We start from the raw sequence: 14,657 nt of genomic DNA, 5'->3' as shown, positions 1-14,657 counted from the left end.
GCCCCTCCGGTTGTGTGTTGCTTGGTTTTACCAAGTTCCAGCTTGGAAAGTCCAACGACATGTCTAGACTGCGTCCCATGTCACCTCGCCGAAGCTACGACCAGTACTGTTCCGCCGCCCGTGCGCTCGACACCGTCGGCGACCGCTGGACCTTGCTGATCGTCCGGGAGCTGCTCGCCGGCCCGCGCCGTTACACGGACCTGCACGCCGATCTGCCGGGGGTGAGCACGGACGTGCTCGCCTCACGGCTGAAGGACATGGAGCGCGACGGGCTCACCACCCGACGCCGGCTGCCCCCGCCGGGCGCGGCCTACGTGTACGAACTCACCGGACGCGGCCGGGGGCTGCTGCCCGTCCTGCAGGCCCTGGGTGAGTGGGGTGAAGGCGAACTCGGCGCGCGGCGGGCCACCGACGCCCTCCGCGCGCACTGGTTCGCGCTGCCGCTGCTGCGCAGGCTCGACGGCGAGGTGTCCGGGAGCGCGGGGCTCGTCGAAGTCCGGCTCGACGAAGGGATCTTCCACCTGGACGTCGGCGCGCAGGACGGGCCGGTGTACGGCGACGGGCCCGCGCCGGGGGGGCCCGACGCGCGACTCGTCCTCGAAACGGACACCTGCACGGCCGTCGCCCAGGGCGAGTTGGGCGTGCTCGACGCCGTGCGGGCCGGACGGATCGAGGTCGGTGGCGACGGCACCCTGGCCAAAGCGCTGCGGGAGGCCTGAGGGCGGACGCCGCGGAGGGCGTCGCGGGCGGGGGCGCAGCGCATGACGGAAGGCCCGCCACGGAACCGCGGCAGGCCTTCTGGTGAAGCGTCAGGCGGATGACGTCCGATGAGACGTCAAGCAGGGCTCAGGCGCCCGGCGGTACGTGCCGTGGCCGTCCCGACCCCCGGGTCAGCGTGTATCCGCCGATCCCGGCGAGAGCGGCCAGCACCGCGCCGATCGCGGTCCACACCCAGCGGTCGGACCACCAGCCGGACGCCCAGCCGTCGTCCGGCTCGATGCTCGACAGCACGGCCGTGGCCGACGAGTCGCCGGCATCGTCCTCCTGCGCCTGTGAGGTGACGGCGATGCCCGGAACCAGCGGCTTCGCCAGCGAGCCGTCGACGGCCGCGGCGCCCCCGATGTCCTTGGAGTCCACCCGCAGTTCCGTGCTGACCGGCAGGCCCAGGTCGGCCGCCTTCAGGTCGAGGGCCGTCAGCCGGACGTAGTACGTGCCCGGCAGCGGGTCGTCGGCCCACGGCTCCGACCAGGCGCGGACCGTGCGCAGCACACAGGCCAGCTCCACCGAGGCCGTGCCCTGGCCGGCGGTGCGCGTCTGGGCGCCGTACTGGCAGGCCTGACGGCGCCGCAGACCGTCGTACACGTCGACCTGCCAGGTCTGCGTGGTGTGGGCCTGAGGCAGCTTCACCGTCGCCCTGACGGTGGGGCGCTGCCCGGAGTCCGCCGGGAACGACCAGTAGAGGTAGTCGCCCGCCGACCCGCTCGCCGTCGCCGTCTGCCCCTGGTCGATCTCCGTCGCCGTACGGAACGACGTGCCCGCCTCGGTCGGCGTGGAGCCGTCGTCGGACGGGCTCGCCGACGGGGTGGAGTCGGCCGCGGCCGGTGCGGCCGCCGGTCCGAGCGCCAGCCCGAGCACCGGTCCCAGCGCCAACAGGGCGCCGCTCAACACACGTGTGATACGCATCAGTTGGTCCTCCAGACCGCGACCCGCCAGCGGGACACCCAGCCCCACAGCACACCCGCGAGGAAGCCGAACAGCACCAGGACACCCAGCAGCCACCAGCCGCGGCCGAGGCCGAAGGAGGCAACGTCGCTCGCCTGCGACGGCCCGTCGACCACGTCCACGGTCAGCTCCAGCGGCATGCCCGGCGTGGTCTTCACCCCCGAGGCCGCCGAGTAGGAGTTGGTGACAGCCACGCACACCGTCTCGGCGGGCGCCTCGTCCTCGTCGCTCTCCGCCTTCGGGTAGCGCAGACCGGTCGAGATGACGTCGGTACGGCCGTTGCCGGCCGCCTCGCCGCGCACGATCTCCCGGCCGTGCACCGTGACCGCCCGCAGCAGCACCCCGTAGTCGGGGTTCATGGCCCGGTCCGCCGACACGCTCACCGAGGCGCGCAGCTCCTGGCCCGGCTCGACGTCGACCTTGTACCAGCGCTCCTGGCCGAACTCCTCGCGGTCGGTGTACAGCCCGGACTTCAGGGCCGGGGCCGCGGAGCAGGAGGCAGCGCCTTCGGTGGCGACCGGCGTCACCACGGGGTCGGCGGCCCGGTCGACCAACTGGTTGACCCGGTCGGTGAGTTCGTCGGTGTGCTCCACCGAGGTGTAGGTACCGCCGGTCGCCTCCGCGATGCAGCTGAGCTGCTGACGCATCTTGACGTTGGGCACCAGGCCGAGGGTGTCGATCGTCAGGCCGATGCCCTTCGCCGCGATCTCACGGGCCACCTCGCACGGGTCGAGCGGAGCGCAGGTGTCCTCGCCGTCGCTGATCAGCACGATGCGCTTGGAGCCGGTGCCGCCGTCCAGGTCGCCGGCGGCCTTCAGCAGGGCCGGGCCTATCGGCGTCCAGCCGGTCGGCGACAGGGTCGCCACCGCGGTCTTGGCCTCGGTCCGGTCCAGCGGCCCGACCGGGTAGAGCTGCGCGGTGTCCTTGCAGCCCGTTTTCTGGTCGTCGCCCGGGTAGTTGGCGCCCAGGGTGCGGATGCCCAGGAGAACGTTCTCCGGGGTCGCGTCCAGCACCTCGTTGAACGCCTGCTTGGCCGCGGCCATCCGCGTCCCGCCGTCCATGTCCTTCGTCCGCATCGAACCGCTGACGTCGAGGACCAGGTCGACCTTGGGCGCGGTGGCGGTGGTCTCGTCGGCGACCGCCCCGGCCGGGAACGCGATCCCCGCCGTGAGCGCGGCGAGCAGGGCGCAGACGCCCGCCGCCAGCCGTTGTGTTCTGATCATCGGCGGATCCTATTGATCAGAGGCGTCCGGCCACAAAACGGCGGGGGAACCGGTTTCGGCGTCCGGGCCGGTCCTCGTCCCCGGCCGGTGCTCGTCACCCGGTCAACGTGCCTCCCCGCTCAGCGGGTTGGGCAACAGGGCCCACCGGTCCCCGGGCGCCCCCGCCGACAGCCGCATCAGCGTCAGCGCCTTGGCCGGAAGCGGTTCCTCGCACAACGCCACGAGGTCCGGCGAACGCGGGAGATCCCGGACGGCCGTCTCCAGCGCCGCCCGCAGGACCGGGCGGCTGCCCGCCGTCCCGGCCAGCGCGCCCGCGACCAGGGAGCCGAACAGCTTGCGCCGCAGCGCGCTCACGTCGTCCGTGCGGATCCGTTCGGGCAGTTCGTCCGGCAACGGGATGCCGTGCCGGGCCAGCCGGACCGGACTGACCCGGATGTCGGCCAGGTCGCGGTAGACCAGCCGCAGCGGGGCGCCCGACGCGGACAGCACGACCAGCAGGTTCTGGCCGTGCGCCTCCAACGCCACGCCCAGCTCCAGCAGTCGCAGCCCGACGGTGAGCGCGAGACGGGCGAACTCCGCCAGCCAGGCCGGGGAGGAGGGAAGTTCGGTGCCGGCCAGGGCGGCGACCGGGACGACGTGTTCGCCGGGCGCCCCGAACACGCTCGGCGACTCCCGGAACACGGCAGCCAGATCGGGGGAGTTCGCGGCGGCCGCGCCGAGGGTGCGGGTCATGTGCAGCAGGCCGTCCGTGTACGGAGTCAGGGTCTGCGCGAACGCCGAGAGAGCCGCGGAGGCGGCGATGGAGCCGACGGAGATGTCCCGTACGGAGGAGGTCAGGCGGGTACTCAGCGCGGTCTTGACGTGCGGGCCGTCAAAGAGGGCGAGGGTGCGCAACGACATCAGCGGATGCGCGGTGGCCTCCTGTTCGCAGGACCGCTTGAGCACGTGCGCCGCCTGCCACGGATGCACCGGGATCACCAGTCGCGACCCGTCCCGCAACTCCCGTGGCCACTCGCCCGACACCAGGCACTCGTCGGCCGGTACCGGCACCAGCCCCAGCCGCACGGAGGGCCGGTGCTCGGGCGCGTACGCCAGTTGCTCGGCCACCGAGAAACCGGGCCGCGCACGGCAGTTGGGATGGTAGGGATGCCCGTCGACCACCCGCTGCTCCCACTCCCAGTCGTGCACCGGCCACTCGCCCGGATCCTTCGGCCAGGCGAGGCCGGGGGGCTCCTGCCCGGCTCGCGACAACGCCAACGACGCGACGCTGTGGCCGAGTTCGGCGGCGAAGCCCGTCCCGTGCGGCACCGCGAGATCCGTCGTCAGGCGCGCGGGATCGTCGTACGCCACGCCGTCCAGCCGCACGTCCGTCACATAGGCGGCCGTCGCGTACGGATCCGCGCGCGGGCCGTGCAGACGGCGGCCGTCGCGCAGCCGCAGCAGGCTCTCCCCGCCGGACTCCTCCCGGCGCGCGATCCACGGCAGGGGTTCGTGGACGAGTGCCCGCCACAGCCGGGTCAGCACGGCCGCCCTGGCCCCGGGCAGCGCGGCCGTGTACCGCGGGCCGAGAGCGGGGCGTACGGCGGCCAGTTCCGTGGCCAGCTCGGCCTCGGCGGTGGGGGGACGGTGCACGGGTGGGCTCCTGAGGGTGCGGGTACGACGTCACGGAGGGGCTGTGACGACGCGATAATGATCGTCTCCGCCCGGAAGAACCGTAGGGAACCAGGGAACCAGTGGATCGCGTGGACCTCATCCCCCCGCCCGCCGAGGCCGCGCCGTCCGCCGACGGCGTCGCCGAGCGCGCCGACGCCCACGCGGCGGCGCCGCTGCTCAACTGTCTGCTGCGGGAGGTGGCCGAACCGCTGCCCGGCCCGCCGGGCGGCGACGGCCGGTTCGTGTACCGGCTGCCCGGCGGCGGGTCGCCCGGCGCCGCCCGGCTGCTGCGCGTGCGCGGCGCCCGGCGGCCCGCCGACCCCGAGGTGTACACGGCGGGCGCCTGGCACCGCCTCGGCCACGCCGCGCTCGTCGGCCTGGTCGCCGAGGTGCTGCGCGGGCACACCGGGCTGGACAACCACGAGCTGCCCGCCGAGATGACCGACAGCAGGGACGTGGTCGCCGCGATGCTCACCGCACGCGCGCGTGCCACCCCGCCGCCCGGCGGCTATCTGCGCTCCGAGCAGTCGCTCCTCACCGGCCACCCCCACCACCCCGCCCCCAAGGCGCGCGGCGGCGGTCCGCCGGCCGGCTGGCTGCCGTACGCCCCGGAGGCGCACGCCCGCTTTCCGCTGGTCCTGCTGGGGCTGCGCGAGGACGCGGTCGTCGAGGAGGGCGACACCACCGCGCTGGACGCCCTCGGCACCGCCCCGCCCGGCTACCGGCTGCTGCCCGCCCACCCCTGGCAGCTCGAGCTGGCCGGCCGGGAGCTCGCGCCGGCCTTCGCCGACGGCCGCCTGGTCCGGCTCGGCGCGACCGACTTCGAGGCCTGGCCGACGGCCGCCGTGCGGACGGTCTACGCACCCGAGCGGGACCTCTGTCTGAAGTTCAGTCTCGACGTCCGCATCACCAACGACGTCCGCCGGTTGTGGCGGCACGACCTGCTGAGACTGCGCCGGACCGACGAGGCGGTGGTCCGGGCCTTCGCGGCGGGCGGCGGGTCCGCGGCGCGCGGCCCGGCCCCGGCGGTCTGGCTGAGCGACCGCGGCTACCGCACCGCCGGCTTCGCCTTCGAGGCGCTCGCGGTCCTGGTCCGCGACGGGCTGGCGGACGCTCTGCCGCCCGGCGCGACCCCGCTGCTCGCCGCGGGACTCGTGGAGGGCTTCGACGGCAGCCCGCCGGCCGCCGCGGCGGACCCGGCCGCCTGGTGGGAGGCCTATCTCGGCGTCGTCGTCCCCCCGGCGCTGACGGCCTTCGCCGACCACGGTGTCGTCCTCGAGGCGCATCTGCAGAACACGCTCATCGCCGTGGACGCCGACGGCACCCCCGTGCAGGCCCTGTTCCGGGACGCCGAGGGCGTGAAACTGCTGCCGGACGTGGAACGGGCGGCCGGCTGGGAGCGGCTGGTGTACTGCCTGGTGGTGAACCATCTGTGGGAGGTCGCGGCGGCGCTCGCCGAAGGCCGCCCGGGCTTCGACCCCTGGCCCGCCGTACGCCGTGAACTGGGCCGCCACCGCCTTCCCGAGGCCGCCGCCCTGCTGACCGCGCCCACCCTGCCCGGCAAGACGAACCTGCTGCTGCGCTGGACGGGCGCGGACGGCGCCGACGCCCGCTATCTGCCGCTGCACAACCCGCTCCTTCGGTGAGGTCGGACGGGGGACGAATGCGCGATCATTGGATAAGGTAAGCCTAACTTTAGTTGGCGGGGCTCTGGTTGGCGGGTTCCGGGGGCGTCGAGAGACGCCCGTCGCGGAGGAGGCTCCTATGGCGGACCACGCAGGCGCCGTGCTGACGCTCGCCCGGGTGCGGCTCGGCGCCGGCGGGCCGCTCGCCCGGCTGCGGATCGCGGACGGCCAGGTCACGCATGTCGTCGCGGAGGCCGAGACCGGCGGGCGGGCGGGGGAGGCCGACGACGGGCGGGTCGTCGACCTGGACGGACGGGTGCTGCTGCCGGGCCTGTGGGACGCCCACGTGCACATGGCGGAGTGGGCGAGCGCCCGGCACCGCCTGGACCTCGCCGGAACCGCCTCCGCGCGGGCGGTGGCCGACCTGGTCCGGGAACGCGGCGCCGCGGCGCCCGACGGCACGGTGCTCTTCGGATACGGGTTCCGGGACGGGCTGTGGCCCGACGCCCCGCACAAGCGGCTCCTCGACGCGGTCCTGCCCGACCGGCCGGTCGCCCTGGTCAGCGCCGACCTGCACGCCGCGTGGCTGAACTCGGCCGCTCTCGCCCTCGTCGGCCGGGGCGACCACCCCACCGGCCTGGTCAGGGAGACCGAGTGCCACGAGGTCCTGTCCGCGCTCCCCAAGCCGCCGGCCGCGGTGATCGACGGCTGGATCGCGGACGCCTGCGAGGCCGCCGCCGCACGCGGGGTCACCGGTGTCATCGACTTCCAGTTCGGCGACACGGTCGCGGACTGGGAGCGGCGTTCGGCCGCGGGCCGGCCGGCCGTGCGGGTGTCGGCCGCGATCTACCCGAGCCGCCTGGACGCGGCCGTCGGGCGTGGGCTGCGCACGGGGGACGAGGCCGGCGCGCCCGGCGGCCTGGTACGGGTGGGCCCGCTGAAGCTCTTCACCGACGGCTCGCTCAACACCCGTACCGCGCTGTGCCGCGATCCCTATCCGGGGCTGGAGGGCACGGACGGTTCCCACGGCATCGAGGAGACGTCACCCCACGAGCTGGTGCGGCTCATGCGGCGGGCCGCGGCGCACGGCGTCCAACCCGCGGTGCACGCCATCGGCGACCACGCCAACACGCTGGCCCTGGACGCCTTCGAGGCGGTGCGCTGCCGGGGCCGGATCGAACACGCGCAGCTGCTGAGCCCCGAGGACCTCCCGAGGTTCGCCGCCCTGGGCGTCACGGCGGGGGCGCAGCCCCGGCACGCGACGGACGACCGTGACGTGGCGGACCGGCACTGGGCCGGACGCACCGGACGCGCCTTCGCCTACGCCGACCTGCTCGCCGCCGGGGCGCGGCTGGAGTTCGGGTCCGACGCCCCCGTCTCGGCTCTCGACCCGTGGCTCGCCATCGCGTCGGCCGTGGGCCGGACCTACGACGAACGCCCCGCCTGGCATCCGGAGCAGCGCCTGTCCGTCCAGGACGCGCTGGTCGCGGCGGCCCGCGGACGCCGGCTCATCCGGGTCGGCGACCCGGCCGACCTGGTGGTCGTCGACGTGGACCCGTCGGGGGCCGGCCCGGACGCCCTGCGCACGATGCCCGTGCACGCCACGATGACGGACGGCCGCTGGACCCATGGACCGTACTGAGACCGGTCGTCACCTGAGGGAGCGCGCGATGCGGAAGCCCACGTCGTCGACCTGGAAGGCCGGGTGGCTGCGGCGTCGCGCGGAGGCCCGGCAACTCCAGTGCGCGTCGAACCAGCCACCGCCGCGGAGCACCCGGTAGGTGCCGTAGACCTCGGCGTCGTAGACGTCCCAGCACCAGTCCCAGACGTTGCCGAGCATGTCGTGAAGTCCCCATGGGTTGGGGCGTCTGCCGCCCACGGCGTGGACGCGCTCGTGCGAGTTGCCGCGGTACCAGGCGATCTCGTCGAGCGGCGCGTACCGCGGTCCGGTCGTACCGGCGCGGCAGGCGTGCTCCCATTCGGCTTCGGTCGGCAGCCGGTACCCGTCGGCGGACGCCACCCACTCGATGCCCTCGTCGTCGGCGCGGAAGTGGTACGCGGGCGTGAACCCTTCGCGCAGGGAAAGGGAGTTGCAGAACCTCACCGCGTCCCACCAGGAGACGCTCTCGACGGGCAGCCGGTCCCCGTGGGCGGTGCTCGGCCGCCGGCCTGTGATCCGCGCGTACAACGCCTGGGTGACCGGGACGGCCGCGAGCTCGTAGGGCGCGAGCTCGACCGGCCAACTGCGCCGCGTCCGCCGGTCCGACAGTGTCACCTGCCCCGGCGGGACGGCGATCATCTCGTTTCCCGTCATCACGTCCATGATCAGGAGATCCTAACGAGCCCGGCCGGAGCGAAACGGCAGAGCCGCATCAGGCCGACCGGGACGACACCCTGCGCCGAGCGCCCCGAACCGGATCAGGGGCACGGCAACCCCGGCGGGCCCCGGGCCCGGAAGGGACCGTACCCTCCGGGCCCGGGGAGCCCGGGTGGGTCAGGCCGCCGGCCGGCCGGCCAGTACGGAGCGGTGGATCTCCTCCGCCCGGACGGCGACGGTCGACAGCAGGGTGCTGGTCAGCCCGTGGGTGTGCTCGGTTCCGCCCTGGAGATAGAGACCGGCCGTCACCTCCGGCACGGTCTCCACCCGGTGGTCCCGGCCCACGCGGACCGCGTCCCCGTCGTCGCGGAGGCAGAGCTTGGCCGCGCCGCCGAGCAGCGACGCCGGATCGCGCGGCCGGTAACCCGTGGCGAGCACCAGCACGTCGGCGGTGAGCACCTGCCGCTCACCGGTGGGCAGGAACTCCACGGCGACCTCGAGACCGCCGTCCGCACCGGGGTCGACGGCGCGGACCCGCGAGACGTTGAGGAAGCGCAGCCGCTCCCGGCCCGCCACCTTCTCCCGGTACGAGGTGGCGTACAGGGCCTCGATCAACTCCATGTCGACCACGGAGTAGTTGGTGGAGCGGTGGTAGTCGATCAGCGACTGCTTGACCTCGGAGGGCGCCGAGAAGTAGACGTCGACCGCCTCCGGGTCGAAGATGCGGTTCGCGAACGGGCTGTCGTCGGCCGGGGTGTAGCCGTACTTGGCGAAGACCGAGCACACCTCGGCCTCGGGGAAGGTGCGGTGCAGGTAGTCCACGGCCTCGGCGGCGCTCTGGCCGGCGCCGAGCACGACGGCCCGCCGTACCGGTGCGCCCGCCTCGCCCAGTCGCGTGGCGCGCGGTATCAACTCGCTGTTGTGCCATACGCGTTCGGCGAGTTCCAGACCCGGCGGCACATGCGGCTCCAGACCCATGGCCACGCTGACGTTGCGGGTCCGGCGGGTCACGGACCCGCCGGAACCCGCGCTGTCACGGCAGGTGACGTCGAAGAAGGCCACCTCGCCGTCCTCGTCGCGCACCGGGTCGACGCAGACCACCTCGCTGCCGTACGAGACCAGGTGGGAGACGCGGGCGGCGGCCCACTCGAAGTACTCGTGGAACTCCATCCGCAGCGGGAAGAGGGTCTTCTGGTTCAGGAAGTCGATCAGTCTGCCCCGTTCGCGCAGGAAGCAGAGGAAGCTGTAGTCGCTGGTCGGATTGCGCAGGGTGACAAGGTCCTTGAGGAAGGACACCTGCATGGTGGCGTCGTCGATGAGCATGCCGCGGTGCCAGCCGAAGCGCGGCTGGCGCTCCAGGAACAGGGCGTTGAGGCGGCGGTCTGCCGGAAGGCCGGTGTTGTGCTCCTCGACCGCTATGGACAGAGCGAGATTTGATGGACCGAATCCGATTCCGATGACGTCGTGGATGACGCCGGTACCCATGAGCGGTGACTTCACCTTGGCATCGCCTCCTCAGGCAGGCCCATGCTAGATAAGGTAAGGCTTACCTTGCAATGAGTCGTTGAAGGGAAGGACGTCATGCGGGTCGTCATGCTCGGCTACCAGACCTGGGGTCACCGCACGCTTCAGGCGCTGCTCGACTCCGACCACGAGGTCGTCCTCGTCGTCACCCATCCGAAGAGCGAGCACGCCTACGAGAAGATATGGGACGACAACGTCGCCGAACTCGCGGAGAAGAACGACGTCCCCGTCCTGCTGCGCAGCCGTCCCGACGACGCCGACCTCCTGGCAGCGGTGGCGGACGCCCGGCCGGACATCATCGTCGCCAACAACTGGCGGACCTGGCTGCCCCCCGAGCTGTTCGACCTGCCGCCGCACGGCACCCTCAACATCCACGACTCGCTGCTGCCCTCGTACGCGGGCTTCTCGCCGATCATCTGGGCGCTGCTCAACGGGGAGGAGCGCGTCGGCGTGACCGCGCACCGGATGAACACCGAACTCGACGCCGGGGACGTCCTGGTGCAGCGTTCGGTGCCGGTGGGCCCCACCGACACGGCGACCGACCTGTTCCACCGGACCGTCGACCTCATCGCGCCCCTCGTGCGGGAGTCGCTCGACCTGATCGCCTCCGGCCGCGACGCCGGCCAGTGGGTGCCGCAGGACCGTGCCCGGGCCAGCTTCTTCCACAAGCGGTCGGCGCAGGACAGCCGGATCGACTGGAGCTGGCCCGCGCAGCGGCTGGAACGGCTCGTGCGGGCCCAGTCGGACCCGTACCCGAACGCGTACGCCTACCACCGGGGTCAGCGGCTGAGGATCGTCTCGGCGGCCGTGTCGCAGGGGTGCTACGGGGGCACGCCGGGCCGGATCTTCATCCGGGAGGGGGACGGCGTCGTCGTGGTGGCGGGCGCCGAGTCCTGGTCGGGTCGCTGCCGGGGTCTCCTGGTGCGGCGGGTGCGCACCGACGACGGCACCGAGTACGCGGCCACCGACTGGTTCCGCACCATGGGCGGGTACCTGACGTCCCGGCCCTGAGGCCCTGAGGCCCTGAGGCCCTGAAGACCTGAGGGCCTGAAGACCTGAACCGGAACCGCACCGGGAAACGGGAGGGCGAACGGCTGAACCGGACGGGTCCCCGGCCGTGCGGGGCCCGTCGCCGGGTCGGTCGCCGGGTCGGTCGCCGGATCAGTCGACGATCGCCGCAGGCCTCGCGTCCTCGGCCGGGACCTCGCCGTCGTGGTGGTGCCGGCCCAGCGGGATGACCAGCGGGGTCCCGCTGACCGGGTCGGGGGTGATCCGGCAGCGCAGGTCGAAGACGTCCTCGACGGTGGCCTCGGTGACCACCTCGGCGGGCGGGCCCTCGGCGACGATCCGGCCCGCCTTCATGGCGATGACGTGATCGGCGTACCGGCACGCCTGGTTGAGGTCGTGCAGGACCATCACCACCGTGCGTCCCTCACGCCGGTTGAGGTCCGTGATCAGGTCCAGCACGTCGATCTGGTGGGCGAGGTCGAGATAGGTCGTCGGCTCGTCCAGGAGCAGGACGGGGGTGCCCTGGGCGACCGCCATCGCGATCCACGCGCGCTGCCGCTGGCCGCCGGAGAGTTCGTCGACCGGACGGTCGGCGAGGCCGGTCAGACCGGTCGCCGCCAGCGCCCCGTGCACGGCCTCCTCGTCCGCCGCGGACCACTGCCGCCACCAGGTCTGGTGCGGTGAACGGCCCCTGCCCACCAGGTCGAAGACGGTCAGCCCCTCGGGCGCCACCGGCGTCTGCGGCAGGATGCCCAGGGTGCGCGCGAGTTCGCGGGTCGGCACGGACCGCAGGGCGACGCCGTCCAGTTCCACGACGCCCCTGCGCGGTGTCAGCAGCCGGGCCAGCGCGCGCAACAGGGTCGACTTGCCACAGGCGTTGGCCCCGACGATGGCGGTGATCCGGCCGGTCGGCACGCTGAGGTCCAGATCCTCCACGACCGGCCGTCCGTCGTAGGCGAGATGCAGGCTCCTGGCCCGCAACTCCGGTCCGGCACAGGGCTGGTGAGAGCCACTCGGGTCGGATTCCGGGCCCGTGGCGCTCGCGCCGGCGCCGGCCGGGAGAGGGATGCCGGCGCCGGCCGGGCGCGGGGTGTCCGCGCCGGTCTTCGGCTCGGTCGGCCGCGGGGTGCGCGGGTCGGTGGTCGACATGGGATCAGCCTCCAGAGCCCGCGCGGTTGGCGCGGATGAGCAGCCACAGCAGGACCGGCGCGCCCAGGGCGCCGGTGACGATGCCGACCGGCAGTTCCGTCCCGGGGATCGCCTCGCGGGCGAGGAGATCCGAGCCGAGGACGACCGAGGCGCCGGTGAGACCGGAGACGACCGGAGGCGGCGACGCGGTGCCCGCCAGCCGCTGCGCGATCTGCGGACAGGCCAGGGCCACGAAGGCCACCGGACCGGCCGCCGCCGTGCCGAAGGCGACCAGCCCCACCCCGGCCAGCAGCAGGGCGAGGCGGACCGGCTGGACCGGCGTGCCGAGCCCCGCGGCCACGTCGTCGCCGAGTTGGAGGGTACGCATCCAGCGGCCCATGGCCAGCGTGACCGGCAGCAGCACGGCCATGGCGAGGGCCAGCGACTCGACCTGGTCCCAGGTCCGGCCGTTGAGGTTGCCGACCAGCCAGCCGATGGCCTCCTGCGCCTGGAACCGGCTGCCGCGCGCCACGAGGAAGTCGGTGGCGCTGGTGCAGATCCAGGACACGCCGATGCCGACGAGGATGACGCGGTACCCGGTGGTCCCGCCCTTCCATGCCAGCGCGTAGACGAGCAGCGCGGTCGCCAGGGCGCCCAGCAGCCCCAGCGTCGACAGCCCGAGGCCGCCGGTCCAGCCGAGAACGACGGCCGCCACCACGGCCGTTCCGGCGCCCTCGGTCAGCCCGATCATGTCGGGGCTGGCCAGCGGGTTGCGGGTCATCGTCTGGAAGACGGCCCCCGAGACGCCGAACGCGATGCCGACCAGCAGTCCGGTCAGCGCGCGCGGCAGCCGCAGATCCTGTACGACGACGACCGTGCCGGGGTCGCCCGCGCCGCCGAGCGCCCTGACGACGTCGGTGAAGGGCACGGGGTAGTCGCCGAGGGTGAGGCCCCAGCAGAACAGCCAGAACGCGCCCGCGGCGACGAGCGCGCCGGTCAGCACCAGACGCGGGCGCAGCATGCCGGAGACCGGGGGAAAGGCCAGCCGGAACGGCCGGCCGTGCAGCGCGGGGTGCGCGGGGACGGCGGGGGACGCCTCTGCGGCCGGTGCGGCCGGTGCGGCCGGGCCCCGCGCCGGGGCGGGCGACTGCGCTGTGGTCGGGGACCGCGTTGTGTCCGGGGGCTGTGCGGGCACGCTCACACCTCCGCGAGCTTGCGGCGGCGGACCAGGGCGATGAAGAACGGGCCGCCGAGGAAGGCGACGAGGACGCCGGCCTGGATCTCGGTGGGCCGGGCCAGCGTCCGGCCGAGGATGTCGGCGGACAGCAGCAGTACGGGCGCGAGGGCGGCGGACAGCGGCAGCAGCCAGCGGTGGTCGGGGCCGATCCCGGCGTACTGGGCGAGGACCCGCGCGATGTGCGGCACGACCAGGCCGAGGAAGACCACGGGACCGATGACGGCGACCGACGCGCCGGTCAGCAGCATCACCGCGGTGACCCCCTGGAGGCGGACCGGCCCGAGCCGCCGGCCCAGCGAGGCGGCCACGTCGTCGCCGAGGGCCATGCTGTTGAGGGCGGGCGCGCAGGACAGCGCGAGGACGGCGCCGACGGCGAGGAAGGGCAGGATGCGCAGCAGTTCGCCGGAGTCCTGGTCGGCCAGCGAGCCGGCCGACCAGAAGCGGTAGCGGTCCAGGGCGTCCTGGTCGGTCAGCACCACGGCGCTGGTGAGCGACGACAGCAGCGAGGTGACGGCGACCCCGGCGAGCGCCAGCTTCACGGGCGTGGCGCCGGAACGGCCCAGCCGCCCGAGGGAGAAGACCAGGACGCTCGCGGCGAGCGCTCCGCCGAACGCGAACCACACGTAGCCGTAGAGCGATCCGACCCCGAACACCGCGACCGCCAGCACGATCGCGAAGGACGCCCCGGCGCTGACGCCGAGGATGCCGGGGTCCGCGAGCGGGTTGCGGGTGAGGGCCTGCATCAGCGCGCCGGACAGGCCGAGCGCGGCGCCCGTCGTCAGGCCCAGCAGGGTGCGGGGGACCCGCACCGACCAGACGACGTTGTCGACGAGGCGGCTGGGCGGACGGCCCAGGACCGCGCGGACCACCTGGTCGAGCGGGACGTTCAGCGCGCCCAGTGCCACGGACAGCAGGGACAGGGCAATGAGGAGGGCGACGACGCATGTCACCAGCACCGCGGTGCGAAGCCTTCTGCCTGAAGCCACGTGCCGGTCTCCCTGTCGCGGTCCGGGGGTCCCGCCCGGGGCGCCGTCGGGCCATCGTCCCGCGCGCAGGCCCCTGTTGGCGGACACCGGACGATCCTGTCAGCAGGTTAGGTGAGCATAACCTCAGCCACGGCGGCGTGGACCCGTGGTTCCGGAAGGGGTCTATCAAGTAAGGCAATGCTTACCTTACTATTCGAGCGGTCGCGGCTCCGCTGAGCCGTTCCACACCGCACC

General features: G+C 73.6%; 12 protein-coding genes. 4 read left to right on the top strand and 8 right to left on the bottom strand.

Annotation, left to right across the window (positions count from 1 at the left end):
- Positions 1–77: 77 nt before the first annotated feature.
- Positions 78–719, top strand: coding sequence for a winged helix-turn-helix transcriptional regulator (locus QQM72_RS09815; RefSeq protein WP_314220411.1), 642 nt, complete (start codon positions 78–80; stop codon positions 717–719).
- Positions 720–846: 127 nt separating this feature from the next.
- Here QQM72_RS09815 and QQM72_RS09810 read toward each other — a convergent pair whose 3' ends face one another.
- The 3 genes from QQM72_RS09810 to QQM72_RS09800 form a co-directional block, all read right to left on the bottom strand.
- On the bottom strand, positions 847–1,683 hold the full coding sequence (locus tag QQM72_RS09810) for a hypothetical protein (protein WP_314220410.1): 837 nt from the start codon (positions 1,681–1,683) through the stop codon (positions 847–849).
- Entirely contained in the window at positions 1,683–2,945 is a 1,263-nt protein-coding gene (locus QQM72_RS09805) for a VWA domain-containing protein (RefSeq protein ID WP_314220409.1), read from the bottom strand. Before QQM72_RS09805 ends, QQM72_RS09810 begins: the two co-directional genes overlap by 1 nt.
- A gap of 102 nt (positions 2,946–3,047) precedes the next feature.
- Positions 3,048–4,577 carry an IucA/IucC family protein gene (locus tag QQM72_RS09800; RefSeq protein ID WP_314220408.1) on the bottom strand — a complete coding sequence of 510 codons (1,530 nt, stop codon included), beginning with the start codon at positions 4,575–4,577 and terminating at the stop codon, positions 3,048–3,050.
- 101 nt (positions 4,578–4,678) lie between these two features.
- Between QQM72_RS09800 and QQM72_RS09795 the strand changes: the two genes are divergently transcribed.
- Together QQM72_RS09795 and QQM72_RS09790 are read left to right on the top strand one after the other, a co-directional pair.
- The gene (locus tag QQM72_RS09795) at positions 4,679–6,244 is read left to right on the top strand and encodes an IucA/IucC family protein (protein WP_399076588.1); all 1,566 of its coding nucleotides are present in this window, start codon (positions 4,679–4,681) and stop codon (positions 6,242–6,244) included.
- Positions 6,245–6,362: 118 nt separating this feature from the next.
- A complete protein-coding gene (locus QQM72_RS09790; protein ID WP_314220406.1) occupies positions 6,363–7,865 on the top strand; it encodes an amidohydrolase in 1,503 nt (500 codons plus the stop codon).
- Positions 7,866–7,874: 9 nt separating this feature from the next.
- Here QQM72_RS09790 and QQM72_RS09785 read toward each other — a convergent pair whose 3' ends face one another.
- Both QQM72_RS09785 and QQM72_RS09780 read right to left on the bottom strand, forming a co-directional pair.
- On the bottom strand, positions 7,875–8,546 hold the full coding sequence (locus tag QQM72_RS09785; RefSeq protein WP_314220405.1) for a formylglycine-generating enzyme family protein: 672 nt from the start codon (positions 8,544–8,546) through the stop codon (positions 7,875–7,877).
- A 171-nt stretch (positions 8,547–8,717) separates the two neighbouring features.
- A complete protein-coding gene (locus QQM72_RS09780; RefSeq protein WP_399076654.1) occupies positions 8,718–10,025 on the bottom strand; it encodes a SidA/IucD/PvdA family monooxygenase in 1,308 nt (435 codons plus the stop codon).
- A 96-nt stretch (positions 10,026–10,121) separates the two neighbouring features.
- Between QQM72_RS09780 and QQM72_RS09775 the strand changes: the two genes are divergently transcribed.
- On the top strand, positions 10,122–11,075 hold the full coding sequence (locus tag QQM72_RS09775; RefSeq protein ID WP_314220403.1) for a methionyl-tRNA formyltransferase: 954 nt from the start codon (positions 10,122–10,124) through the stop codon (positions 11,073–11,075).
- Between the two features lie 150 nt (positions 11,076–11,225).
- Here the strand turns inward: QQM72_RS09775 and QQM72_RS09770 are convergent, their stop codons facing one another.
- The 3 genes from QQM72_RS09770 to QQM72_RS09760 all read right to left on the bottom strand — a co-directional run bounded on the left by QQM72_RS09770 (position 11,226) and on the right by QQM72_RS09760 (position 14,423).
- Entirely contained in the window at positions 11,226–12,221 is a 996-nt protein-coding gene (locus QQM72_RS09770; RefSeq protein ID WP_314220402.1) for an ABC transporter ATP-binding protein, read from the bottom strand.
- Positions 12,222–12,225: 4 nt separating this feature from the next.
- On the bottom strand, positions 12,226–13,221 hold the full coding sequence (locus QQM72_RS09765; protein ID WP_314220485.1) for a FecCD family ABC transporter permease: 996 nt from the start codon (positions 13,219–13,221) through the stop codon (positions 12,226–12,228).
- A 176-nt stretch (positions 13,222–13,397) separates the two neighbouring features.
- On the bottom strand, positions 13,398–14,423 hold the full coding sequence (locus QQM72_RS09760; protein ID WP_314220401.1) for a FecCD family ABC transporter permease: 1,026 nt from the start codon (positions 14,421–14,423) through the stop codon (positions 13,398–13,400).
- Between the last annotated feature and the right edge of the window lie 234 nt (positions 14,424–14,657).

This window comes from Streptomyces zaehneri, assembly GCF_032248645.1.
Taxonomy (GTDB): Bacteria; Actinomycetota; Actinomycetes; order Streptomycetales; family Streptomycetaceae; genus Streptomyces; species Streptomyces coriariae.
Note: the sequence above shows the minus strand (reverse complement) of the source record. Positions and strands in the feature narration are given on the sequence as shown.

What these genes read in the sequence shown, in the direction of transcription:
- QQM72_RS09815 (WP_314220411.1), top strand. Translation starts at nt 78, where the DNA reads ATGTCACCTCGCCGAAGCTACGACCAGTACTGTTCCGCCGCCCGTGCG.
- QQM72_RS09810 (WP_314220410.1), bottom strand. Translation starts at nt 1,683, where the DNA reads ATGCGTATCACACGTGTGTTGAGCGGCGCCCTGTTGGCGCTGGGACCG.
- QQM72_RS09805 (WP_314220409.1), bottom strand. Translation starts at nt 2,945, where the DNA reads ATGATCAGAACACAACGGCTGGCGGCGGGCGTCTGCGCCCTGCTCGCC.
- QQM72_RS09790 (WP_314220406.1), top strand. Translation starts at nt 6,363, where the DNA reads ATGGCGGACCACGCAGGCGCCGTGCTGACGCTCGCCCGGGTGCGGCTC.
- QQM72_RS09785 (WP_314220405.1), bottom strand. Translation starts at nt 8,546, where the DNA reads ATGGACGTGATGACGGGAAACGAGATGATCGCCGTCCCGCCGGGGCAG.
- QQM72_RS09780 (WP_399076654.1), bottom strand. Translation starts at nt 10,025, where the DNA reads ATGGGTACCGGCGTCATCCACGACGTCATCGGAATCGGATTCGGTCCA.
- QQM72_RS09775 (WP_314220403.1), top strand. Translation starts at nt 10,122, where the DNA reads ATGCGGGTCGTCATGCTCGGCTACCAGACCTGGGGTCACCGCACGCTT.
- QQM72_RS09770 (WP_314220402.1), bottom strand. Translation starts at nt 12,221, where the DNA reads ATGTCGACCACCGACCCGCGCACCCCGCGGCCGACCGAGCCGAAGACC.
- QQM72_RS09765 (WP_314220485.1), bottom strand. Translation starts at nt 13,221, where the DNA reads ATGCTGCGCCCGCGTCTGGTGCTGACCGGCGCGCTCGTCGCCGCGGGC.